This window comes from Rickettsia endosymbiont of Polydrusus tereticollis (assembly GCF_964026385.1).
GTDB lineage: Bacteria > Pseudomonadota > Alphaproteobacteria > Rickettsiales > Rickettsiaceae > Rickettsia.
The window spans coordinates 1,445,987-1,472,106 of record NZ_OZ032142.1 but is presented as its reverse complement, the minus strand read 5'-3'; the positions used below and the strand labels follow the sequence as shown (position 1 = coordinate 1,472,106).

The following is a 26,120-nucleotide window of genomic DNA, read 5'->3' as shown; positions in this document are numbered from 1 at the left end:
GTTTGCAAAATTGCTAATAATTTATATCAATATACTGCTATAGATGATTGTACCAGGTATAAAGCTTTAGCTTTATATAATAGACGCACTGCTGTAAAACTTTGGATTTTTTAGATCAGGTTATAAAACGTATACCATTCCCTATACAACGCATACAAACTGATAGAGGGCAAGAATTTTTTGCTTATGTAGTTCAAGAATATTTAAGAGAACGAAAAATTAAATTTCGTCCTATCAAACCTTTATCTCCTCATTTAAATGGTAAAGTAGAAAGAACACAAAGAACAGATTTAGATGAATTTTACAGCAGCGTTGATCCTAAGGATTCAGAACTCCAAAACAAACTTATGGTTTGGGAAAAATATTATAATCAGCATAGAGTTCATAGCTCTCTCCACGGCAAAACTCCAAATGAGAAATATGAGAATTTAAAACATATTATTCCTTCCATACAAGAAATTAATGATAACTATAATTCAAAAAAAGAACCATTTGCTGTACAAAATTACAAACATGATCAAATGTTAAATGCTTTACTTAGCAAAAAACAATGACTTACGAGGATGTTTATTGTCACAGTAATAAACTAGAAAGTTACAACTTCATCTGACGACCAGATTGTAATAAGGTATATAAATCACACAAATATATCAAAATATCTATGGCTTTTTTCTGTAAGAAAATAGCTCTGCAATATCAAATTGATCGTGTGCAAAAGAATTAAATTACTCTTATTCTATTTGCAACAGCACCCTATTATGTTTAACGTTTATGTTGTTAACTTATTCACTTCTTCAATAGGTAAGTTAGTAGATTTTGAAATTATATAATTATCTATACCATGTTCTAAAAGTTTTTTTGCTACATTAATTTTAACTTGATCACTTGTCTCTTTTAATTCAGAATACATGGATATTATTTTTTCCCATTCATCATTAAGCAAATTAAATTTTGCTGATCTAATTTTATTTAATTCTTTAGGAATAGTTAAAGAATAACAAAGTTCTTTTTTTTCTGTTATTTGTAAATTACATTTTCCAAAATGGGCAAAAACTATTTGATAAAAATCTGAATTTACATCATTTAATTTTAATAGCAAAGTGCTTATAATTTTAGGTGTTACCTTAACAGCATTAAATATTACTGTAATTTTCACCGCTTTTCTTATAGCTTTCATTTTATCTGTAAAGCTTAAATCATAACATATTTCTGTATCATCGATCTTTATTAGTATAATATCTTGAGTTAGGTATTTGATACCAGTTTGAATAAAAAGTTCAATAATTTGTTTAATTAAAATTACATCTAGATAGATATTTTCCGTATTATCACTATTGAATTGAAATAAGATTTTTTTATTAAACAATAATGGTTTTTGCTCATCCACAATTTTTTGTAAAAAATCACGTAAATTAACTTCATCTAAGTTTATTTTTAAATTATGTTGTAATTGAAATATTACTTTACGTAAATATTCCCCACCTTCATTAATTTTGGATACTACCTTTGAAAGATTTTTGCTTTTTTGTAGGATTTGTTTAGGTTCTTTACATTGCTGTATATCTTGATTCAATGACTGAATTTTTTGATTTAAACTTTGGAATAAACTTATACAATTTTGATCAATATTGTTAAAAAATTCTGTTCTATACTGCAATACTTTTAGGAGAGTTTTTTTTCTTTCTTCATTTTGATGTGTAAGCTGATTTAAAAAAAATGCTATCAATTCTTTTTCTTTTTCTTTTGGGATAATAAAAGCAACTATAATTGTACTAATAAGTAAACATATATATGTAATATAAAAATAACTTATTGTAATCTTAATTTGAAGAGCAGGTAATATAAAATATTCACAAATCTGAATACTACAAAATGTGCCAATAATTAATGTAATAACTGCAACTTTCCATCTTATAAGCATAGCTAATACTACCGTATTTAAAGCAAAGATAATTAGTTGAGATGTAGCAAAGTTATTGATAATAACAAAAAAACTATTACATAAGGTTAAAAGAAAAAATATACTTATGAACCAAAGCATCTGTTTTAGTTTTTTATTTAACCCTGCAGGCCATATAGGGTAGCAAATAAATAAAGCAGACATAATTAACATTATTTGAAATATAGTAGTTAATAGTTTTTCTTCTACAACTAATACGAATATTTTTACTGTGTAAATAGTTGCTATGGTAGAGAAGAAAATAAAAACACCGAAAAAACTATAGGTGATATTATTTTTAGGAGTATTATTTTCTAAAAATTTAGTTAAATTAAACTTAGTAAAAGAATGATAAATACTAATAATTTTTCTTTTTCTTTCATCTTGAATAGCTTTTATGGTATAAGGATCTTTTATCATGCCCCATCCACCTGGTTGTTTTAATAAATAATGGCTACCAAACAGAAATAATAAATTTGCAATTATACCCGGAACTACACTATCTATACCTGTATTCATAAAGAATATACGCCAAATAACAACTGTTATAAAACCGGCTATCATGCCAATTAACACAGCTTTACCACTACTTCGAAATCCAACTACAGTAAAAATAAATGGTACAGTTACAATAGGCATGTAAAAACTTGCTGACATAAGCATTATATCAAGAATATTATTTTGTGAAATAGCAAGAAAAATTCCTAAAACACCAATTATTATTGATGCCAATCTGCATACAAATAGATTATTAGAATTACTATCTTTATTCATTATGTCAGAAGCTACAAGCATAGATGCAGCATTGATATGTGAATCTGCAGTAGACATAATAAGAGCTGCAAGCCCTGATACTATAATACCTTTCAGCCCTGGATAAGAATAGTTATCAATAATATATCCAAGCATTAAATTAGGTTGTAGTGTGGGATTGACTGAATATAGAAATATACTAATTAATGCTATAAAAATTTTCATTAATAACAAAATTAAAGTTGCAATTAAAAATGCTTTGCGTAGTTGAAAAATATTTTTTGCAATAGCAAAACGCTGAAAATATGCAGGATAAAATGATGGTAATGCAAAGTACAACGAAAGAGTAATAAAAATGAAAAATTCTTGAGAACTATTAAATATATCCCGGTAATTAAGTAAAGGAGAATTTTTTAGAATATCAATTATATCCTGAGAGGAATGTCTCCATATAGAGAATCCTAGAATTGGGATAAAGGCACAGAAAGTAAAAAATTGTAATACATCTGTAAAAGTTACAGCTCTTATTCCACCAAAACAAGAATATGATACAACTATTATTCCACTGATAAATATTGTATATGCTATGGGGACATCAAAAAAATGTCCTATTAAGCCACCAAAAACTTTGAGTTGTATACCAATAAAACCTACAGAGACAATTAATCCAGCAATTGCTGTAATAAGTTTTACATATTTCCCATATATATTACCCATTGCTGTAGCTATAGAAGTTGCACCTAAAAATTCACCCATACGTGGAACAAGCATATAGCAAAAAAGAAAAGAGAAGCAATTAGTAATATCAGCAATCAAAAATTTAAAACCATCCGTATAGGTTTTTTGTAGAACATTGGAAAACATCCCACCACCTACCCAAGTAGCTACTATCGTTGCCACAATATCACTTGTCCTAAAATCTTGCCTTCCTACAGCATATTCTTTAACTGTTTTAATTTTTCCTGATGAAAATATACCAACTATAAGATTAGCTAAAAGAAAAGTAATTAGAATTATTATATCTACACTCATTAATTTTACCTTCTAACTAAGTTATTTTGCAATTGATTCCCAATCCTAGCAACTAGTGACGATTCTTAGATAAGGATTATTTAGTTTTAGTTCCAAGTATAATAATTTTTGAATAAAATTATTATACTTTCATAAGATGCTTCTATAAAGGTAAAAGCTATTTATTAAGGTAAAACCAATCTTTACATATACATGGCTAATTCTATCTGTTGAGTATAAATAAATAGTTTTAATATCCATATCGTGTGCTAAACTAATTATTTTCAATATAATAGTTCTCCCTAAGCCTTGTAATCTAAATTGTTTTTGAACTGTTACAAAAGATAGAACTGCATTATTATCGTAAATACTCAACATCGAAGTAGCTACAGGAATATTTTTCCAATATAGTAAAAAAAACTTAGAATTTTTTAGAGCTGACATTGTTTTTATAAATAAAAACAATGTCTTATGCTCCTTGTTAATTGCGTTTGCAAGTACTTTAGCCCACAAATATATGTCTTGGGTCTCCAGGAACATTGAATCATTGTCATTTTTATAACAGTTTATTTTTTTTATATTATATGTTTCAAATTTCATTTCTAAAAGATTACCTTCTGATTGCAGATAATTAGAATTAATATTACATGTATTATATAAAAAAAATGGGTTATCTCCATAAAATGCTATTATCTCTTGTAACATAGATTCAGAATTTATATCCCAACATAGATTACATCTATGTAGTTTATGTGGAGATTTAAGGGCTACTAAACCTTTATCACAGATAGCTTGCCACCCATATAATTTTATTTTATTCCAATCATTTAAATAATATAATTTTATTGTTGTCATATGTTTGAATTATATTATATAAAAAGCTTTAGGGATTCTTAACTTAAGTTAAGAAATCTCAATCATTATAGTTAATATATAATAAGTATGATTTTATGCAAGTTATTAATGATTATTTAGAATTATGTTATTATTCTAAAAAGCTATTAGGTAAAATCTCGTTATTGAATAAAGGAAATATTGCGTTAGATATTTCTAAAATAAAACAAGCTATTTATTATGCTAAAAAATATCATGGTAATCAAAAAAGAAAAACAGGAGAACCTTACTACTCTCATCCTCTTGAAGTTGCATATATAATACTAGATTGGTCTCTAGATTCAGAAGTAATAATAGCTGCATTATTACATGATACTGTAGAAGATACGGAGTTCACTTTAGAAAAAATTACATTTCTCTTTAATCATAATATTTCTCAACTCGTAGCTAAGGTTACAAAGCTCAATGATTCAATTAATATTTATCGATTGACAGAAGAAGAAATCGTATTAAAGCTTACCTGTGGCAAACAATCCAGAAAAGCGATCTTGATTAAGCTAGTAGATAGATTACATAACTTGCACACAATAAAATATATGCCGCCTATAAAGCAAATAAAAAAGGCTAAGGAAACACTTAGAATTTATGTACCTCTTGCAAAATATTTAGGTATAAAAGAGATAGAGCAGGAATTAATAGAGCTTGCTGTTAGTATACTTCAACATCATTAGGGATAAGAGAATGCGTGGCTATTCGTTTTTTAGATGATGGGATTAGTACGGAAGGAAGCACAGGAAAAATGGTGATTACTATTCTAAGCAGCATAGCAGAAGCAGAACGTGCAAGTATACTTGAAAGAATTAGGAGGTCTAACGTGTGTGATTTATATACCTTATTACAATCTGGTCGTCAGATGAAGTTGTAACTTTCTAGTTTATTACTGTGACAATAAACATCCTCGTAAGTCATTGTTTTTTGCTAAGTAAAGCATTTAACATTTGATCATGTTTGTAATTTTGTACAGCAAATGGTTCTTTTTTTGAATTATAGTTATCATTAATTTCTTGTATGGAAGGAATAATATGTTTTAAATTCTCATATTTCTCATTTGGAGTTTTGCCGTGGAGAGAGCTATGAACTCTATGCTGATTATAATATTTTTCCCAAACCATAAGTTTGTTTTGGAGTTCTGAATCCTTAGGATCAACGCTGCTGTAAAATTCATCTAAATCTGTTCTTTGTGTTCTTTCTACTTTACCATTTAAATGAGGAGATAAAGGTTTGATAGGACGAAATTTAATTTTTCGTTCTCTTAAATATTCTTGAACTACATAAGCAAAAAATTCTTGCCCTCTATCAGTTTGTATGCGTTGTATAGGGAATGGTATACGTTTTATAACCTGATCTAAAAAATCCAAAGTTTTACAGCAGTGCGTCTATTATATAAAGCTAAAGCTTTATACCTGGTACAATCATCTATAGCAGTATATTGATATAAATTATTAGCAATTTTGCAAACGTCCATTTGTACCCTTTCTCCTGGCACTTTACAATTAACCCGGATATTGCATGAAGTGAGATTTAAAGTAAGAAATTGAGTAATTTATAATATTAGCAATGATACTTTTGTAAAAATTTTGCCAAAAAGTGCTTTGAAGCCGTTATTTTCAAATTTTAGATGTAATGCCCCTTACCCCATTTTTTCTAAGCACCGGGAACAGTGCTAATCTAGGTTATTCTAATGCTAATTTCTTCATCACATGATTCCATACCTGTCGGTAAGGATATGATGAAGATAACAAAAACTTAATACGCCTAGTATTACGGATAATTACTACCCCAATTTTTAATAATTTTAAACGTATTGTACCTATTTGTGCTTTTGCTAATGCACTACCTTGTAATAAATTACCTCTGATATATTCTACTAAAGTGTATGCAAGACCCGATAAAATCATTCTGAGCTGATTAGCCCACCATCTATGACAAGAAGTACGATCTGCAAATAATTCTAGTTGTTGCTCTTTTATACGGTTTTCCATATCACCACGACCACAGTAAACTTTGTCGTATAAATCTTCAGGTTTATCTGATAAATTAGTTACTATATACCTTGGATTTTCTCCAAGCATTGTCATTTCTGCCTTACCAATTATTCTACGTTCATGACTCCAACTACCAGCCTTATATGGAAACTCACTAAAAAGACGTTGCTTTTCTTGGGTTATAATAAATGCTGCTTTTGACTTCTCCATTGTAGGTTTCAGTAACTCATTTAGTCTGTTATTTTGGGGCATTCCTACAATATATTTTATATTATGAATATCACACCAATCAAACATCTGATGACGACAAAATCCACTATCACCACGAAAAATAATCTTTACCTCTGGCCAAGCTTGGCGAAAACGTTTTACTAACAATGATAATATTGCCCAAGAATGTTTTGCTTGATCCTGCTTTGACGTCCTAAGATAACTAACTAACAGATGCTTTCCACAAAAAACATACAAAGGTAAAAAGCAATTATGACCGTAATAACCATGATAAAACTTACCTTCCTGTTGCCCATGAATTTCATCATCCGTAGCATCAAAATCAAGTATTAGCTGCTTTGGTACTATTTTATGAGACTTAATAAATTTATCAAGCATTAGTTCATGCACTTTAATTGCAAAGTGTCTATCAGCATTGTTTTCTATACGACATAAGGTAGAACTACTTGCCATATCATCAATTGTTTCCATAGCTGTTTGCATAGCAGGACATTTTCGTAGATAATTGTGGTCATTTAAATCTTCATAACCTAATGCAATACCATAAATTCGTTGCCTCAGCATTGTTGCCATATTATGGGTAATTTTACTACCATCTCGTCTATCAGGAAATATTTTAGCAAGCTCCTCTGTTATACCAAGCCTTTTATCTGCTTCTCTTAATAACAACACACCTCCATCGCTACTAATATCACCTCCAGTGAAATTTATCTCTATTGTCCGATTTTTTACTTTGGAAAACTGGTAACTATATGCTATACAATTTGTCATGACAAAATCCTTTGTATTATTCTAATGAAATACCAGTATTATACAGCTTTACGAGGATTTTGTCTCCTATATCTCATGCAATATCCGGGCTAGACCCATTAAAAAGGCTTTGTTGAGGCAAGGCATAATTGTTAGTCGTAGGAGAATTACAAGACTAATGAATGAAGCTGGCTTAGTATGTAAAACTAAGTATAAATTTAAAGCAACTACTGATTCTAAGCATAATAAGCAAGTTGCTCCTAATTTATTGGATAGACAGTTTAAAGTTTCTAATGTTAATTGTTATTGGGTTGGTGATATCACCTATATCCCAACTGGAGAAGGATGGTTATATTTAGCAACAGTTATTGATCTATTTTCTAGAAAAGTAATAGGCTGGTCAATGAATAGTAATATGAAAGCTGATTTAGTTAATAATGCTTTGCTAATGGCAATATGGCAACGTAAACCACCTAAAAAGCTTATTTGGCATACTGATAGAGGTAGCCAATATTGTTCTGATAGTCATTTAAAACTTATAAAACAACATGGTATTATACAGAGTATGAGTCGTAAAGGAAATTGCTGGGATAATGCTGTTGCTGAAAGCTTTTTTCATACTATAAAAACAGAATTAATTTATCAACATAAATTTAAAACTAGGGAGGAAGCAAAACATGCTATATTTGAATATATAGAGGTATTTTATAATCGTATAAGAATGCATTCTGCTAACGATTATCTATCACCAGTACAATACGAAAAAATACAAAAATGTGCGTAAAAAACTGTCCGGAAAACTGTTGACAGATCAGTTTGTACATAACTTAAACCTTCTTTGTTCTTTATCTTAAATACCTTTCTACGAAAATCTATACTATATGTCATAAGTCTTTTTTTATAGCCGTTTTATTAGCTTCTAGCTATAGAAAACAATGCTGATAGACACTTTGCAATTATAAGTGCATGAACTAATGCTTGATAAATTTATTAAGTCTCATAAAATAGTACCAAAGCAGCTAATACTTGATTTTGATGCTACGGATGATGAAATTCATGGGCAACAGGAAGGTAAGTTTTATCATGGTTATTACGGTCATAATTGCTTTTTACCTTTGTATGTTTTTTGTGGAAAGCATCTGTTAGTTAGTTATCTTAGGACGTCAAAGCAGGATCAAGCAAAACATTCTTGGGCAATATTATCATTGTTAGTAAAACGTTTTCGCCAAGCTTGGCCAGAGGTAAAGATTATTTTTCGTGGTGATAGTGGATTTTGTCGTCATCAGATGTTTGATTGGTGTGATATTCATAATATAAAATATATTGTAGGAATGCCCCAAAATAACAGACTAAATGAGTTACTGAAACCTACAATGGAGAAGTCAAAAGCAGCATTTATTATAACCCAAGAAAAGCAACGTCTTTTTAGTGAGTTTCCATATAAGGCTGGTAGTTGGAGTCATGAACGTAGAATAATTGGTAAGGCAGAAATGACAATGCTTGGAGAAAATCCAAGGTATATAGTAACTAATTTATCAGATAAACCTGAAGATTTATACGACAAAGTTTACTGTGGTCGTGGTGATATGGAAAACCGTATAAAAGAGCAACAACTAGAATTATTTGCAGATCGTACTTCTTGTCATAGATGGTGGGCTAATCAGCTCAGAATGATTTTATCGGGTCTTGCATACACTTTAGTAGAATATATCAGAGGTAATTTATTACAAGGTAGTGCATTAGCAAAAGCACAAATAGGTACAATACGTTTAAAATTATTAAAAATTGGGGTAGTAATTATCCGTAATACTAGGCGTATTAAGTTTTTGTTATCTTCATCATATCCTTACCGACAGGTATGGAATCATGTGATGAAGAAATTAGCATTAGAATAACCTAGATTAGCACTGTTCCCGGTGCTTAGAAAAAATGGGGTAAGGGGCATTACATCTAAAATTTGAAAATAACGGCTTCAAAGCACTTTTTGGCAAAATTTTTACAAAAGTATCATTGCTAATATTATAAATTACTCAATTTCTTACTTTAAATCTCACTTCATGCAATATCCGGGCTAAATTAGCGAGCATGGCATAAAGCTTTACTAATTCTTCCATATTAACCTCTACTGCTCCGAGTACCATAGATAAGCCGTATATTTCCGGTTCTCGTAATTTAGCAATTTTTGCTTGTCGTAAAAATTCGTAGAAGTTAGGGTTTTTTAATTTAGAAGCAAGAAATATTACCGGTATATTACGGCTTTTTATTAACGACTCTCCGGCACTTAACCCGCCGGTAAAACTACTGTCAAAATTTTCCGGCTTATAGTTATTGTAATGGATAGGAGAATCTTTTAATAAAGTTAAAGGATGAATTAAAGATTGATCAAAGGCTAAAGCATAAACGAAAGGCTTTAAAGTTGAGCCTGGGGATCGGTAGGATTTAGTGCCGTTTATTTGTCCTTCTATATCGGCATCGAAAAAATCACCGGAGCCGACACTTGCCAGCACTTCCATATTAGTAAAATCCACCAGCATTGCAGCGGCATTTGTTACGCCATATTTCCGGTGTGCATTGATATATAGCCGAATTTGTGTCTCTAAAATAGTTTGTAAATTCTTATCTATAGTGGTGAAAATATCTTTAACACTACTATTTTGTGCTAATGTATCTAAAGTAAAGTGCGGTGCTATAAACGGTAAATTTTTAGTTTGATTAAATTTGATGGGTAAATTAAATAAATTACTATAAATAATATCTTTTGGGTGCTTTTCTAACCATTTAGAAAATAGATATTTGCGGGCTTTAAAAGCTTTACTTGTTTCATCTCCTATAATCGATGGTGCTTTTTTAACCGGATTTTGCGGTATTATGGCTAAACTTAAAATATCCAGTAAATTTAAATTTTTAAGCTCTCGCCCGAAATAAATATAGCTTGCAGCTGCTACACCTTCAATATTACCGCCGTAAGGAATTAAATTTAAATAGGCTTCTAAAATTTCGTTTTTTGAGTAATGTAACTCCAAATGCATTGCTTTAATAATTTGATATAATTTGCCAAGTATAGTGCCGGAATTTATCCCGAACCTTATACGTGCTACCTGCATGGTGATAGTAGAGGCACCGATTTTTCGACCGTTTTTTAAATAGGTAAAGTAAAAAGCTTTAAGTAATGAAATAGGGTTAATTCCGCAATGTGAATAAAAATATTTATCTTCATATAATAATACCGCTTCGATGAATTGAGGCGGTATCTCGTTAATCGGCGTATATATTCTATATTTGTCATCTTTTGAGAGAGAAATACGCATTAATTGCCCGTTCCTATCAAATACTTTTTGCGAAAAGCTAACTTTGTCAAGCAGCGGTGGAGGGGGTACTATGAAATATATTATAATGCCGATTGCTAATAGCGTGATAATTAGCTTTGTTTTAGAGAACAAAATATATACCGCTTATTGTTGTTTTATGTTGATGTTATTCTGTCATTCCTGCGGAGGTACGACCTTGCTGCATGGCTCGAAAAATGATTCCAATGTCATACCGTGGTCAAGCCACGGTATGACACCGTACTTGTAATAACCATTACGATAAATTATGAACCACGCAACAACACCCCGTTTGAACTAGAATAACAAAAATCAAAGCTTAATTATACCAGAATAACATAATAAAAAACGCTGTATTTTAATATTATATGTAATTAAAATATTAATAATGTATTGACTATTTAATTTGCTTTTTGTATAATGCATTTTGAATTAGTTGATAATCAGCTAACTAACTAATTTTTACTAATAAACCTACCTGTGCCTGTCTCAATTAATTTATGTAAATCATAGTTAAATCCTCAACATACAACACAAAATTACAAAATCTACCTATAATATCTACGTATAAATAAATCTCTTGACTTTAATTTTTTATCCTATATAATGACTTCTAATTATATAATAATTTATTAATATTTTAATAAAAACATTAAGAATTATGAAAAATACCTTTTCTAAAAAATCAAATACCTTGAAATATTTTTTGTTAGGCTGTGCTAATGCTGCAATGCTTACTGCATTGTCGGGCGAGGCGTTGGGGAAGGTTGGGCTTGCGGATATAATAGGCAAAAAAACTGAATATACAAAATTACTTCCTAACCCGGATATTGCATGAGATATAGGAGACAAAATCCTCGTAAAGCTGTATAATACTGGTATTTCATTAGAATAATACAAAGGATTTTGTCATGACAAATTGTATAGCATATAGTTACCAGTTTTCCAAAGTAAAAAATCGGACAATAGAGATAAATTTCACTGGAGGTGATATTAGTAGCGATGGAGGTGTGTTGTTATTAAGAGAAGCAGATAAAAGGCTTGGTATAACAGAGGAGCTTGCTAAAATATTTCCTGATAGACGAGATGGTAGTAAAATTACCCATAATATGGCAACAATGCTGAGGCAACGAATTTATGGTATTGCATTAGGTTATGAAGATTTAAATGACCACAATTATCTACGAAAATGTCCTGCTATGCAAACAGCTATGGAAACAATTGATGATATGGCAAGTAGTTCTACCTTATGTCGTATAGAAAACAATGCTGATAGACACTTTGCAATTAAAGTGCATGAACTAATGCTTGATAAATTTATTAAGTCTCATAAAATAGTACCAAAGCAGCTAATACTTGATTTTGATGCTACGGATGATGAAATTCATGGGCAACAGGAAGGTAAGTTTTATCATGGTTATTACGGTCATAATTGCTTTTTACCTTTGTATGTTTTTTGTGGAAAGCATCTGTTAGTTAGTTATCTTAGGACGTCAAAGCAGGATCAAGCAAAACATTCTTGGGCAATATTATCATTGTTAGTAAAACGTTTTCGCCAAGCTTGGCCAGAGGTAAAGATTATTTTTCGTGGTGATAGTGGATTTTGTCGTCATCAGATGTTTGATTGGTGTGATATTCATAATATAAAATATATTGTAGGAATGCCCCAAAATAACAGACTAAATGAGTTACTGAAACCTACAATGGAGAAGTCAAAAGCAGCATTTATTATAACCCAAGAAAAGCAACGTCTTTTTAGTGAGTTTCCATATAAGGCTGGTAGTTGGAGTCATGAACGTAGAATAATTGGTAAGGCAGAAATGACAATGCTTGGAGAAAATCCAAGGTATATAGTAACTAATTTATCAGATAAACCTGAAGATTTATACGACAAAGTTTACTGTGGTCGTGGTGATATGGAAAACCGTATAAAAGAGCAACAACTAGAATTATTTGCAGATCGTACTTCTTGTCATAGATGGTGGGCTAATCAGCTCAGAATGATTTTATCGGGTCTTGCATACACTTTAGTAGAATATATCAGAGGTAATTTATTACAAGGTAGTGCATTAGCAAAAGCACAAATAGGTACAATACGTTTAAAATTATTAAAAATTGGGGTAGTAATTATCCGTAATACTAGGCGTATTAAGTTTTTGTTATCTTCATCATATCCTTACCGACAGGTATGGAATCATGTGATGAAGAAATTAGCATTAGAATAACCTAGATTAGCACTGTTCTCGGTGCTTAGAAAAAATGGGGTAAGGGGCATTACATCTAAAATTTGAAAATAACGGCTTCAAAGCACTTTTTGGCAAAATTTTTACAAAAGTATCATTGCTAATATTATAAATTACTCAATTTCTTACTTTAAATCTCACTTCATGCAATATCCGGGCTAAACAACAGTTAGAAGCAATTGAAAGTCTATATGAAAAAGGTTTAACTATTGCTCAAAGAAAACAATTAGATATTGTTTTAAAAGATTTAAGAAATAATCCTGATATATATAAAGTTAACAAAGATATTGATGTAATAGCTGAGCAGCGTGAAAATAATACTGTTAAGCTTGGTATAATGAATAACGAAAAAATCTTAAATGCACTTTTCAAAACTAAAAATCCAGCTTTATTAGCATTAAAAGAAAGTGCTCAATCTGCTGTACACCAAGAAGTATTACAAAATATAAATAATCCTCTTGAATGCTTAGCCCGGATATTGCATGAGATATAGGAGACAAAATCCTCGTAAAGCTGTATAATACTGGTATTTCATTAGAATAATACAAAGGATTTTGTCATGACAAATTGTATAGCATATAGTTACCAGTTTTCCAAAGTAAAAAATCGGACAATAGAGATAAATTTCACTGGAGGTGATATTAGTAGCGATGGAGGTGTGTTGTTATTAAGAGAAGCAGATAAAAGGCTTGGTATAACAGAGGAGCTTGCTAAAATATTTCCTGATAGACGAGATGGTAGTAAAATTACCCATAATATGGCAACAATGCTGAGGCAACGAATTTATGGTATTGCATTAGGTTATGAAGATTTAAATGACCACAATTATCTACGAAAATGTCCTGCTATGCAAACAGCTATGGAAACAATTGATGATATGGCAAGTAGTTCTACCTTATGTCGTATAGAAAACAATGCTGATAGACACTTTGCAATTAAAGTGCATGAACTAATGCTTGATAAATTTATTAAGTCTCATAAAATAGTACCAAAGCAGCTAATACTTGATTTTGATGCTACGGATGATGAAATTCATGGGCAACAGGAAGGTAAGTTTTATCATGGTTATTACGGTCATAATTGCTTTTTACCTTTGTATGTTTTTTGTGGAAAGCATCTGTTAGTTAGTTATCTTAGGACGTCAAAGCAGGATCAAGCAAAACATTCTTGGGCAATATTATCATTGTTAGTAAAACGTTTTCGCCAAGCTTGGCCAGAGGTAAAGATTATTTTTCGTGGTGATAGTGGATTTTGTCGTCATCAGATGTTTGATTGGTGTGATATTCATAATATAAAATATATTGTAGGAATGCCCCAAAATAACAGACTAAATGAGTTACTGAAACCTACAATGGAGAAGTCAAAAGCAGCATTTATTATAACCCAAGAAAAGCAACGTCTTTTTAGTGAGTTTCCATATAAGGCTGGTAGTTGGAGTCATGAACGTAGAATAATTGGTAAGGCAGAAATGACAATGCTTGGAGAAAATCCAAGGTATATAGTAACTAATTTATCAGATAAACCTGAAGATTTATACGACAAAGTTTACTGTGGTCGTGGTGATATGGAAAACCGTATAAAAGAGCAACAACTAGAATTATTTGCAGATCGTACTTCTTGTCATAGATGGTGGGCTAATCAGCTCAGAATGATTTTATCGGGTCTTGCATACACTTTAGTAGAATATATCAGAGGTAATTTATTACAAGGTAGTGCATTAGCAAAAGCACAAATAGGTACAATACGTTTAAAATTATTAAAAATTGGGGTAGTAATTATCCGTAATACTAGGCGTATTAAGTTTTTGTTATCTTCATCATATCCTTACCGACAGGTATGGAATCATGTGATGAAGAAATTAGCATTAGAATAACCTAGATTAGCACTGTTCCCGGTGCTTAGAAAAAATGGGGTAAGGGGCATTACATCTAAAATTTGAAAATAACGGCTTCAAAGCACTTTTTGGCAAAATTTTTACAAAAGTATCATTGCTAATATTATAAATTACTCAATTTCTTACTTTAAATCTCACTTCATGCAATATCCGGGTTAGCATATATTCACACAGCTAAAAATAACATGTCTGATAATTATAAACAAAAAATAGTTACTGATTTTTTTGCTAGTGGCTTTGATAAAGAAAAAATTGAGCATTTACTTTTTAAAACTAATATTACCGACCCGAATGTTAGAAAAGATAATATTAAACCAGATTTTAGAGAAGCTGGTAATAGTGATTTATTAGCAGTAATAAAAACTCATGCGACTCCTGAGCAAAAAGCACTTTTACTTCAAGAATTTGAAAAATATGCTAAATCTACTATTGTAGAGCAATATTTAAAATCCTCAACTGATTCATTAAAAAGAGTATTACCTCTTGCAAATGCTAAATCGCTTGAAGATTATGCACAAACAATGGTTGATATTAAAACTCAAGGAATGGGATTTGTAGAAGCTAATAATATATTAAAGGCAAAAAATCTAATCACTAATGATTTAAACGAAGAAGAATTTCAAGCATTAGTAAAGGTCTTTAATAGTCGTGTGTACAATGAGCTGATGGGCGTTGTTGGTGAAAAAGTAAAAAGTGATGACGTAAGAAAAGATATAAAAGATAATAAAGAATTAGTCGGGCTAAATGCCCAAGCTCAACCTCAAATACAAGGAAACGGTGCACCGCCTCCGCCTCCTGGTAATGGAGCACCGCCACCGCCTCCTCTTCCCGGAGCAAGAAACGTTGGATTAGTAGTAAATAAATATTCAAATATTGAAGCTTTAAAAGGCGGTGTAAAAGATTATTTATATAATAAAGGTCAAGAATTAATAAAATTTGAAAAGAGAGATAATAGAGACGTACCGCTTCCACCTCCTGCACCGCCTGTTGATGAACCTGATGGGAATGTTGGGGTTGAAACTAAGTTAACTCCCGAAGGTAAGATTTACCAAGCTTATTATGCTCTTAAAAATCCTAAAAAACAACCTAACAATCAAAATAAATTAATATCTGCAGAAGAAGATTTAAAATCAGCAATACGACTTCGTGTTAGTGAAATTTTTGGAGATGATAATCCTGATTTAACTCCTAAACAGATTGTTGAATTATTTACTAATGAATCAGTAGATAAAGCTAAATTAAAAGCTGAATCTAAAGATATTTTTTTAAAGTTTAAAGAAGATGAGCATATAAACTATATATTATCAAATACTTCAAGTAAAAATATAGGTAGTGAACAATTTTTTGATAGTCTTTTTGAAGAAAAAAGAGAGGATGCACTTGAGCGTATGACCTTTTTTAATAAAGTGCATTTAGTACAGGATCCTTTAGATGCAAGAATAAACTTAGAGGTGGAATTTAAAATAGGAGATGATATAGCAGCTCAGAATTTAGTAAGCTATATTGCAGGTGAAAAAAATAAAATTCTTAGAGAAGACGAATTAAAAGATAAAAAACAAATTGTTGAAAGAGTCAATTTCTTAGCTACTCATGCAGCAATTTTTGACGCAAGAGATGCACATGGCGGCTTAGTAGAAACTGCAGTGAATAAAGAAGTAAAGAATATAGTTAACGATTTTGATAAAATTTCAACTGCAGATAAAATAGACTTATTGTTAAATAAGCAAGGTGTAAATAAGAGTATTGCAAAAGCCGGTGAGCATACTCAAAACACTCTAAAAACAAAGTTAAAAGAGTGGCTTAATGATAATATTATTCAGCTGCAACTGCAAAATAACCTTACAGCAGCAATAAATACGAAAATAAATACGAATGATTTAAATACGTTAACTGCTTTAGCTGATTATGAGCTAATAAGAAATTATTTTGAAGAATTAGTTGCTGCAAAAAAACAAATAATTGAAACAGCAAAATTATCAGGAGAGATCGCTGCAAGGATTCAGGAAAAAGACATTACTAATGATATAAGTAAGGCAATAAACGACTTGATGCCTGCGGGTTCTAAAAAATTCTCTAAAAAAGAAATAGCTCAATTAATTGAAAGCGGCACCGGTAAAGTAAAAAATGTACTTAAAGAAAAGAAGAAGCAAAGTATTGCTCGACTAGTAGTACCGATAGCCAATGTAGGAAATGGTGCTCCACCACCGCCGCCGCCGCCGCCTCCTCCTCCTCCTCCTTTAAGAAGAGGTGCTATTGCACTGGTTAATAATGAATTTACTAAAGACTTCCGTACTTTGCCAAACTCTGATGAATTTTTAAAGTCGTTAGATAATTTAGCTCAGCTAGAAAAAGAAAGAGCAGATTTTGCTAAGAATAATAAAGCTGACGACAAGCAAAAAGATAATGTTGCTGTTAAAGCAACCACTAAACTTGGGCAAAAATATCAAGATTTAATAAATACTAAATATGGTAAAAAAGATGATGGTAAAGAAGGTGATAAAAAAGATGACCGTAAAGGAGATTTTACAGTAGCATTAGCTGCAAAAAATCAAGGTTCAGATTTATTCAATGGTTTTATTCTTGAAGAATTAGCAGAAAAATTACAAGAGAGTAATCCAACTCTAAATGATGATACAAAATTAAATATTTTAAAAGAAGTTTTAAGTTCAGAATTTATCGGACCAGTACGTAAAGAAAGTTTTGAGTTACAACAAGAGCGTACTAAAATATTAGTCGAATTAGTGCAAGATGAAGGTTTTATTGCAACATATGAGAAAATTAACCTTGATGGTGCTAAAGCTTTTTATCAGGAAGTTGATCAAGTAACTGATGTAAGAATTCAAAATAATTTAAAGAAAGAAGCAGAAAAGCAAAGATTAAAAGAGGAAAAAGCTGCCAAAATGGAAGCTCAAAGGTTACTAGATGTAGAGCAAGAATTGCATTTAGCAGATATTGGAAATATGTTTGAGACTGCTGAAAAAATAGTCGAAATTAAAGAAAAGGCTAATATTGAAAAGAAAAAAAGAGCAGAAAAAAGAGTACAAATTAAACATAGAGTACAAGCAGGTCTTGAAGAAGAACAGCAGCAAAATTTAGCAAATGACGTAGTTGAGGATGAGGAAGTTGTTGTAGATAGAGAAATGCCGATACTTCCAGATAATGTACTACAAAATGGAGGTTTTGATGAAGGCAATGAAGAGATTGATTTTGACGAAGATGACTATGATGATGAAGATGATGAAATAGAGGAAGAAGATCAACAAGCTGACGAGCCGCAAGCCGTAGCTCTGCAGGAAGCTCTGCCGACTAAAGCTTATGAAGAGTTTAAGTCTGATATTACAGATCAAGCAAAGGAGCAAACTAAACAAGAAGAAAAGACAAAAATAGCTGAAGAAGAAGCTAACCCGCATATTGCATGAGATATAGGAGACAAAATCCTCGTAAAGCTGTATAATACTGGTATTTCATTAGAATAATACAAAGGATTTTGTCATGACAAATTGTATAGCATATAGTTACCAGTTTTCCAAAGTAAAAAATCGGACAATAGAGATAAATTTCACTGGAGGTGATATTAGTAGCGATGGAGGTGTGTTGTTATTAAGAGAAGCAGATAAAAGGCTTGGTATAACAGAGGAGCTTGCTAAAATATTTCCTGATAGACGAGATGGTAGTAAAATTACCCATAATATGGCAACAATGCTGAGGCAACGAATTTATGGTATTGCATTAGGTTATGAAGATTTAAATGACCACAATTATCTACGAAAATGTCCTGCTATGCAAACAGCTATGGAAACAATTGATGATATGGCAAGTAGTTCTACCTTATGTCGTATAGAAAACAATGCTGATAGACACTTTGCAATTAAAGTGCATGAACTAATGCTTGATAAATTTATTAAGTCTCATAAAATAGTACCAAAGCAGCTAATACTTGATTTTGATGCTACGGATGATGAAATTCATGGGCAACAGGAAGGTAAGTTTTATCATGGTTATTACGGTCATAATTGCTTTTTACCTTTGTATGTTTTTTGTGGAAAGCATCTGTTAGTTAGTTATCTTAGGACGTCAAAGCAGGATCAAGCAAAACATTCTTGGGCAATATTATCATTGTTAGTAAAACGTTTTCGCCAAGCTTGGCCAGAGGTAAAGATTATTTTTCGTGGTGATAGTGGATTTTGTCGTCATCAGATGTTTGATTGGTGTGATATTCATAATATAAAATATATTGTAGGAATGCCCCAAAATAACAGACTAAATGAGTTACTGAAACCTACAATGGAGAAGTCAAAAGCAGCATTTATTATAACCCAAGAAAAGCAACGTCTTTTTAGTGAGTTTCCATATAAGGCTGGTAGTTGGAGTCATGAACGTAGAATAATTGGTAAGGCAGAAATGACAATGCTTGGAGAAAATCCAAGGTATATAGTAACTAATTTATCAGATAAACCTGAAGATTTATACGACAAAGTTTACTGTGGTCGTGGTGATATGGAAAACCGTATAAAAGAGCAACAACTAGAATTATTTGCAGATCGTACTTCTTGTCATAGATGGTGGGCTAATCAGCTCAGAATGATTTTATCGGGTCTTGCATACACTTTAGTAGAATATATCAGAGGTAATTTATTACAAGGTAGTGCATTAGCAAAAGCACAAATAGGTACAATACGTTTAAAATTATTAAAAATTGGGGTAGTAATTATCCGTAATACTAGGCGTATTAAGTTTTTGTTATCTTCATCATATCCTTACCGACAGGTATGGAATCATGTGATGAAGAAATTAGCATTAGAATAACCTAGATTAGCACTGTTCCCGGTGCTTAGAAAAAATGGGGTAAGGGGCATTACATCTAAAATTTGAAAATAACGGCTTCAAAGCACTTTTTGGCAAAATTTTTACAAAAGTATCATTGCTAATATTATAAATTACTCAATTTCTTACTTTAAATCTCACTTCATGCAATATCCGGGCTAAGATGATTGCAGCTATCGAAGAGGCTAAAATTGCTGAAGAAGCAAAAAAGTTTGAAGCAGCGGAAAATTTAGCGATGAGTCAAGGCGTTCAACAAGATAAGGAAATGATAAATACAACGCATAGTACGGCACATATTCAAAATATTAATAATATTATCAGTAATGTTATCTCAAATAGAATGATGCATACTACAACGTCGGTTGCTGCGGTTGCTGCCGGTGATGAAGATGAGAGAGTTTTAGACAAAGGCGTCTGGATTGCAGGGCTTTACGGTACTAATAAGCAAGGATCGCAAAAAGGTTTTGCCGGTTATAAAGGTCATGCCTTAGGCTGTACAATCGGTTTTGACATCGGTTTTGATAACTATAAAGATATAGTAGGTATTGCTTATACTAAGCTAGATTCAAAGTTTAAATCTGTCGGTGGAAAATTAAATACTACTATCGATAGCCATATTTTAGCTTTATACGGTCAAAAAGAGTTACCGGAAAACTTTGCAGTGCAAGCAATGTTTGCTTATAACCATAATATTGTAAAGAGTAAAATTAACCGTTTAGGTACTATTACAACCGGTAAATATAAAAATGATAATTATAATTTTGAAACTTTATTAAGCTATAATTATCTGACCAGCGGCAATATCGCCTTTACTCCGAATATAGGTGTAAGATACGGATACTCTAAGGACGGTATGTATAAAGAAGGCGATATCGGTATACAACATTTAACTATTGCTGCTAAGAAGCAAAATTTGTGGACTGATATTTTAGGCGGTAGTGTAGCTTTAGCTCCGCAAAAAATATCTGAAGGGTTAAGTATTACGCCAATGCTTCAAGCATCTGTAGAAAATTACTTTAATAATAAAAGTAAGAAGCTTAATGCTAAAGTAAAATGGAAGAACCGAATAGTAGAAGATACTATAGTTTTACCAAAACAACCGAAAACCGGTTATAATATCGGTGCTAGTGTTCTTGCACAAAAAGGTAATGTTGATGTATTGGTCGAATATAACTGTCACTTACAAAAGAAATATCAAAGCCATCAAGGTTTTGTTAAGTTAAAAATTAATTTCTAAAAACTCTCCAAAACGTTTCAGTGTCATCTAGTTGCTTGACCCAGAAGTGTACGAACGTTCCCGATGTCATTCCCGCGCAGGCGGGAATCTAGACTTTTCTTTGTCATGCTGAACTTGTTTGCCGCACCTTTTTGTAATAGATCCTGAAATAAATTCAGTATGACTATTATTTTTCTGGATTCCCGTTTTCACGGGAATGACATACAACGAATACACTCATAAAAATTAATCCATGATTCTCAGTTTTTTTATAGCTTGTCTTAATAGTTGTATTATAATACTTGCAAAGTTAAATTAGATAAATAGAATCTATAAAAAATATAGGAGAGGAAAAAATATATGCTTAATATAAATTTTACTAAAGAAGAGTCGTTACACAATCAGGGAATAGTAGTTTTTATTAGTGATCAATTAAAGCTTGATAGTAATTTAATAGCACTTGATCAGCAACATCACGGTTTAATTTCTAAAACCATGCAGAATAAACTAAAATTTACCGGCAAATTCGGACAGGTGAAACTCATTACTTCCGTTATTAAAACCGGTGAAATTAAATATTTAATTCTAGTCGGTTTAGGAGCGGAAGAAAAATTAAAAGAATCACAAATTGAAGAATTAGGCGGTAAAATTTTATCGCAAAGCACTTGTGCAAAGATTAGCAGTATCGGGCTGAAATTAACCGGTAGGATCGGCAATTTTGCACCGCATATTTTTACTGCTCTAATAGCTAGCGGTGCTCTTCTTGCATCTTACCGATTTGATAAATATAGAACTACTTTAAAAGAAGAAGAGAAATTTGCCGTTGAGTCTTTGGAAATCGTTACTGATAACCAGCCTGAAGCAGAAAAATTATTTGAAGAGAAAAATTTAATCGCTAAAGCGGTATTTTTTACCAGAGACATTAGCAATGAGCCGGCAAATATCAAAAGCCCACAAGTTTATGCCGATAGAGCAGCAAAATACCTTGAAGAATTAGGAGTAGACGTTGCTATTATCGGCGAGCGAGAAATGAAAAATCTCGGTATGGGGGCGTTGCTCGGTGTCGGTCAAGGTTCACAAAATGAATCTAAATTAGTAGTTATGGAATATTACGGCAGCGATGAAGATACTGCTCCGATTGCTTTTGTCGGGAAGGGAGTTACATTTGATACGGGCGGAATTTCTATTAAGCCTGCCGGAAATATGGACTTGATGAAATATGATATGGCGGGATCGGCTGCCGTAGTCGGTGCTATTGCGGCACTTGCTGCTCGTAAAGCTAAAGTTAACGTAATCGGTGTAATCGGACTCGTTGAAAATATGCCTTCAGGTAATGCACAAAGACCCGGCGATGTTGTGACTACTATGTCCGGTAAGACTGCCGAGGTGCTAAACACCGATGCGGAAGGGCGGTTGGTTCTTGCCGATGCTATTTGGTATGCTCAAGAAAAATTTAAACCTGAATGCGTGATAAATCTTGCCACGCTTACCGGTGCTATCGTAGTAGCTTTGGGGCATACATATGGCGGGTGTTTTTCAAATAACGATGAGTTAGCAGAAAAATTAATTAAGAGCGGTGACAAAGTTAACGAAAAATTATGGCGGATGCCGCTACATAACGATTATGATGAAATGATTAATTCCGATATTGCCGATGTTGCAAATATCAGTAACGTTCCGGGAGCAGCCAGTAGTTCAACGGCAGCACATTTTATCAAACGTTTCGTAAAAGATGAAACGGCTTGGGCACATTTAGATATTGCCGGCGTTGCTGATCGTAAAAAAGCTTCTTCTCTTGGTCCTAAAGGTGCTGTAGGGTACGGCGTAAGGCTGCTTGAGCAATTTGTTAAGGACTATTATGAGCAAAGGTAATCCTCCTTATATATTTGTAGTCGGCAATGAAAAAGGCGGGGCAGGGAAAACTACCTGCTCCATGCATTTAGTAGTCGCTTTGCTTTATCAAGGATATAAGGTTGCAAGTATTGATATCGATTCACGCCAGGCCTCTTTAACAAATTACCTGAAAAATAGGGAGTTATATAATAAGCAAAATCCTGATAAACAAGTGGTAAGTCCTTGGCATTTTCATTTGTCTGAAACTCTTAAAGAAAATAAAGGCGACGAGGAAGAAGAGCAGAAAATATTATTTGAAAAAGCTCTAGTTGAAGCGAGTAGTGCTGATTATATAGTAATCGATACGCCCGGGAGTCATACATTTTTATCAAGGCTTGCTCATTCTTATGCCGATACAATCATTACGCCGATTAACGATAGTTTCCTTGATTTAGACGTAATAGCTAAAATTGATGATAAAGACAACATTATCAGCCCGTCAATTTATAGTCAAATGATTTGGGAGCAGAAAATGCAGCGTGCTGGTCGTGACGGCGGTAGTATTGAATGGGTTATTTTGCGTAATCGTTTAAGCAACCTTGATGCAGTAAATAAACGCCGAGTCGGTAACGTTTTAAATAAGCTTGCTAAAAGAATTAGCTTTAAATTAGCCGACGGTTTTAGCGAACGGGTAATATTTAGGGAATTATTTTTGCAAGGTTTAACTTTACTTGATTTAAAAAATGCTAACTATGATAAAGCGTTTAGTACGTCGCATGTTTTAGGGCGTCAGGAATTACGAAATTTTTTAAGTTTTCTAGGTATAAAGCCCAGTTTTTAATTGCACAATAGTAGGGTTTTATATATATCTAGAATATATTATTGCTCAAGACATGTCATCTCGTGGCTTGATCGGTGTTGTACGAACGTTAAAGAAAAGTGCCGTGTGTCATTCCCGCGAAAGCGGGAATCCAGAGAATATTTAAGCGAATTATATAGTAAATTTTTATATAATTTTACTTATTTTAGGTGTTTTTTCTGGATTCCCGCTTTTAGCTAGAATGACATACTGCTACTTTTGTCGATCCATGCAACAATGCCATGCGGGAATGACATATAACACTTTTTTCGAGCTACGCAACAACGCCCCTGTGCAGGAATGACATAAATTAGCTCATCATCAAATAAAACCAAAACAAAAAATGCATAAATATAGAACTCATAATTGTAATGAATTACAAATTACTCATGTCGGAGAGGAAGTTAAATTATCCGGCTGGATACATCGAAGAAGAGACCACGGTAATCTAGTTTTTATAGATTTACGAGATCATTTCGGCGTAACGCAATTAGTATTTACCGATCAAAATCCGGAGCTAATGGATGAGGCAAGTCGTTTGCGTTATGAGTCGGTAATTACTATTACCGGTAAAGTCGTAGCAAGGTCCGAGGATACTATCAACGATACGCTTACGACCGGACAAATTGAGATATTAGTTAAAGAATTTATTATTGAATCCGCTGCCGAAACTTTACCTTTTGTGATTAATATTGATAAAGAAGCACCGGAAGAAACTAGGCTTAAATATCGGTTTCTTGATTTAAGACGAGAAAAACTACATAATAATATTATTCTTAGATCGCAAATTATTTCGCATATACGTTATTTAATGACGCAAAGAGGATTTACGGAATTTCAAACACCGATTTTAACGGCAAGCTCGCCCGAAGGAGCTAGGGATTTTTTAGTACCGAGTAGGTTACATCCCGGTAAATTCTATGCACTACCTCAAGCACCTCAGCAATTTAAACAGTTATTAATGGTTTCGGGGTTTGACCGTTATTTTCAGATTGCACCGTGTTTTCGTGATGAAGACGCAAGGGCCGATAGATCGCCGGGCGAATTTTATCAGTTAGATATTGAAATGTCATTCGTCACGCAGGAAGACGTGTTTTACACAGTCGAGCCTGTTATGCATGAATTATTTACTAAATTTTCCGATAAGAAAATATCCTCATTGCCTTTTATCCGCATTCCCTACCATGAAGCGATGTTAAAATACGGCTCGGATAAACCTGATTTGCGTAATCCTATTATTATTGCCGACGTAACCGAAATATTTAAAGATTCTAATTTTACTATTTTTAAAGAGAATATTAAAAAAGGTTCGATCGTTCGAGCCATACCGGCACCCAAAGCTGCAAGTTTGCCTCGTAGCTTTTTCGATAAAATGATTGATTTTGCTATATCTGAAGGTGCGGGCGGTCTTGGCTATATTCAATTTAGCGATAGCGGTGAAGCCAAAGGACCGGTAGCAAAATTTTTAACGAAAGAGCAACTAGAAACTCTAAAAGCTACTGCTAATATTGAGAATGGTGATGCGGTATTTTTCTCAAGCGATAAAAAAGATAAAGCAGCAAAATTAGCCGGAAAAGTTAGGATAAAACTTGCAGAGGAGTTAGATTTACTGAAAAAAGATTGTTTTGAATTTTGTTGGATTACCGATTTCCCGTTTTATGAATTAAATGAAGAAACCGGTAAAGTGGATTTTAGTCATAATCCGTTTTCTATGCCGCAAGGTGGTTTAGAAGCCTTAGAAAATGCTAAAACTACCCAAGAATTGTTGGCAATTACCGCCTATCAGTATGATATTGTTTGTAACGGCATAGAACTTTCTAGCGGTGCAATTAGGAATCACAAACCGGATATAATGTATAAAGCTTTTGCTATTGCCGGCTATAGTGAAGAGGAAGTAGATAAAAGATTCGGCGGTATGATTAGAGCGTTTAAATTCGGTGCACCGCCGCACGGCGGAATAGCACCGGGCATCGACCGGATTGTTATGTTACTAGCCGATGCAGCTAATATTAGAGAAATAATCGCCTTTCCGCTTAATCAACAAGCTGAAGATTTGCTAATGAATGCCCCGAATTATGTAGAAGAGAAGTCTTTAAAAGAACTCAATATAGCATTATCGCCTTCTGCGAAGAATAATAAATAGCTTAACGTGTCATCCTTTCGAAAGAGGAGCGTTGTTGCGTGGCTCGAAAAAAGTGCTGTATGTCATTCCCGCGAAGGCGAGAATCCAGAAAAAACACTTAAAATAAGCAAAATTATATAAAAATTTACTATATAATTCGCTTAAATATTCTCTGGATTCTCGCCTTCGCGGGAATGACATCAAAAATTCGAGCCATGTAACAATACTTTCAGTCGCTCG

The 26,120-nt window shown here is 32.5% G+C and carries 18 protein-coding genes and 2 pseudogenes; 13 read left to right on the top strand and 7 right to left on the bottom strand.

Annotated elements, in window-relative coordinates:
* Window positions 1-101 precede the first annotated feature (101 nt).
* Window positions 102-554 (top strand): integrase core domain-containing protein, encoded by a 453-nt coding sequence (locus AAGD48_RS07185; RefSeq protein WP_410526010.1) that lies wholly within the window; start codon window positions 102-104, stop codon window positions 552-554.
* Between the two features lie 215 nt (window positions 555-769).
* Here AAGD48_RS07185 and AAGD48_RS07180 read toward each other — a convergent pair whose 3' ends face one another.
* Together AAGD48_RS07180 and AAGD48_RS07175 are read right to left on the bottom strand one after the other, a co-directional pair.
* A complete protein-coding gene (locus AAGD48_RS07180) occupies window positions 770-3,724 on the bottom strand; it encodes a sodium:solute symporter family transporter (protein WP_341789557.1) in 2,955 nt (984 codons plus the stop codon).
* A gap of 129 nt (window positions 3,725-3,853) precedes the next feature.
* Window positions 3,854-4,558: a GNAT family N-acetyltransferase gene (locus AAGD48_RS07175; protein ID WP_341789556.1), complete on the bottom strand. Its 705-nt coding sequence runs from the start codon at window positions 4,556-4,558 to the stop codon at window positions 3,854-3,856.
* A 95-nt stretch (window positions 4,559-4,653) separates the two neighbouring features.
* Here AAGD48_RS07175 and AAGD48_RS07170 point away from each other — a divergent pair, with 95 nt between their 5' ends.
* Window positions 4,654-5,268: an HD domain-containing protein gene (locus tag AAGD48_RS07170; protein WP_341789555.1), complete on the top strand. Its 615-nt coding sequence runs from the start codon at window positions 4,654-4,656 to the stop codon at window positions 5,266-5,268.
* Window positions 5,269-5,282: 14 nt separating this feature from the next.
* A pseudogene (locus AAGD48_RS10665) lies at window positions 5,283-5,396 on the top strand (recombinase family protein); the annotation flags it as partial.
* Window positions 5,397-5,502: 106 nt separating this feature from the next.
* Here AAGD48_RS10665 and AAGD48_RS07165 read toward each other — a convergent pair.
* A complete protein-coding gene (locus AAGD48_RS07165; protein WP_410526010.1) occupies window positions 5,503-5,955 on the bottom strand; it encodes an integrase core domain-containing protein in 453 nt (150 codons plus the stop codon).
* A gap of 315 nt (window positions 5,956-6,270) precedes the next feature.
* Complete coding sequence (locus AAGD48_RS07160) at window positions 6,271-7,584, bottom strand: IS1380 family transposase (RefSeq protein ID WP_341789277.1); 1,314 nt, start codon at window positions 7,582-7,584, stop codon at window positions 6,271-6,273.
* Window positions 7,585-7,696: 112 nt separating this feature from the next.
* On the opposite strand from AAGD48_RS07160, the gene AAGD48_RS07155 reads away from it, so the two are divergent.
* Both AAGD48_RS07155 and AAGD48_RS07150 read left to right on the top strand, forming a co-directional pair.
* On the top strand, window positions 7,697-8,347 hold the full coding sequence (locus tag AAGD48_RS07155; protein WP_341789554.1) for an IS3 family transposase: 651 nt from the start codon (window positions 7,697-7,699) through the stop codon (window positions 8,345-8,347).
* 190 nt (window positions 8,348-8,537) lie between these two features.
* Window positions 8,538-9,458, top strand: a complete 921-nt coding sequence (locus tag AAGD48_RS07150; protein WP_341789433.1) for an IS1380 family transposase — start codon at window positions 8,538-8,540, stop codon at window positions 9,456-9,458.
* 180 nt (window positions 9,459-9,638) lie between these two features.
* Here the strand turns inward: AAGD48_RS07150 and pbpC are convergent.
* Window positions 9,639-11,003 (bottom strand): annotated as a pseudogene (gene pbpC, locus AAGD48_RS07145) (penicillin-binding protein 1C); the annotation flags it as partial.
* A 480-nt stretch (window positions 11,004-11,483) separates the two neighbouring features.
* On the bottom strand, window positions 11,484-11,741 hold the full coding sequence (locus AAGD48_RS07140) for a hypothetical protein (protein ID WP_341789432.1): 258 nt from the start codon (window positions 11,739-11,741) through the stop codon (window positions 11,484-11,486).
* A 59-nt stretch (window positions 11,742-11,800) separates the two neighbouring features.
* On the opposite strand from AAGD48_RS07140, the gene AAGD48_RS07135 reads away from it, so the two are divergent.
* Window positions 11,801-13,114: an IS1380 family transposase gene (locus tag AAGD48_RS07135; protein ID WP_341789277.1), complete on the top strand. Its 1,314-nt coding sequence runs from the start codon at window positions 11,801-11,803 to the stop codon at window positions 13,112-13,114.
* 392 nt (window positions 13,115-13,506) lie between these two features.
* Here AAGD48_RS07135 and AAGD48_RS07130 read toward each other — a convergent pair whose 3' ends face one another.
* Window positions 13,507-13,632: a hypothetical protein gene (locus AAGD48_RS07130; protein ID WP_341789553.1), complete on the bottom strand. Its 126-nt coding sequence runs from the start codon at window positions 13,630-13,632 to the stop codon at window positions 13,507-13,509.
* Between the two features lie 59 nt (window positions 13,633-13,691).
* Here AAGD48_RS07130 and AAGD48_RS07125 point away from each other — a divergent pair, with 59 nt between their 5' ends.
* The 7 genes from AAGD48_RS07125 to aspS all read left to right on the top strand — a co-directional run bounded on the left by AAGD48_RS07125 (window position 13,692) and on the right by aspS (window position 25,901).
* Window positions 13,692-15,005 (top strand): IS1380 family transposase, encoded by a 1,314-nt coding sequence (locus AAGD48_RS07125; RefSeq protein WP_341789277.1) that lies wholly within the window; start codon window positions 13,692-13,694, stop codon window positions 15,003-15,005.
* 206 nt (window positions 15,006-15,211) lie between these two features.
* Window positions 15,212-18,445 carry a hypothetical protein gene (locus tag AAGD48_RS07120; protein ID WP_341789551.1) on the top strand — a complete coding sequence of 1,078 codons (3,234 nt, stop codon included), beginning with the start codon at window positions 15,212-15,214 and terminating at the stop codon, window positions 18,443-18,445.
* A 73-nt stretch (window positions 18,446-18,518) separates the two neighbouring features.
* Window positions 18,519-19,832, top strand: a complete 1,314-nt coding sequence (locus AAGD48_RS07115; protein ID WP_341789277.1) for an IS1380 family transposase — start codon at window positions 18,519-18,521, stop codon at window positions 19,830-19,832.
* A gap of 181 nt (window positions 19,833-20,013) precedes the next feature.
* On the top strand, window positions 20,014-21,087 hold the full coding sequence (locus AAGD48_RS07110) for an autotransporter outer membrane beta-barrel domain-containing protein (RefSeq protein ID WP_341789552.1): 1,074 nt from the start codon (window positions 20,014-20,016) through the stop codon (window positions 21,085-21,087).
* A 339-nt stretch (window positions 21,088-21,426) separates the two neighbouring features.
* Window positions 21,427-22,938, top strand: a complete 1,512-nt coding sequence (locus tag AAGD48_RS07105; protein WP_341789549.1) for a leucyl aminopeptidase — start codon at window positions 21,427-21,429, stop codon at window positions 22,936-22,938.
* The gene (locus tag AAGD48_RS07100; protein WP_341789548.1) at window positions 22,925-23,740 is read left to right on the top strand and encodes a division plane positioning ATPase MipZ; all 816 of its coding nucleotides are present in this window, start codon (window positions 22,925-22,927) and stop codon (window positions 23,738-23,740) included. The genes AAGD48_RS07105 and AAGD48_RS07100 overlap by 14 nt, the downstream gene beginning before the upstream one ends.
* A 361-nt stretch (window positions 23,741-24,101) precedes the next feature.
* Window positions 24,102-25,901, top strand: coding sequence for an aspartate--tRNA ligase (aspS, locus tag AAGD48_RS07095; RefSeq protein ID WP_341789547.1), 1,800 nt, complete (start codon window positions 24,102-24,104; stop codon window positions 25,899-25,901).
* Window positions 25,902-26,120 lie beyond the last annotated feature (219 nt).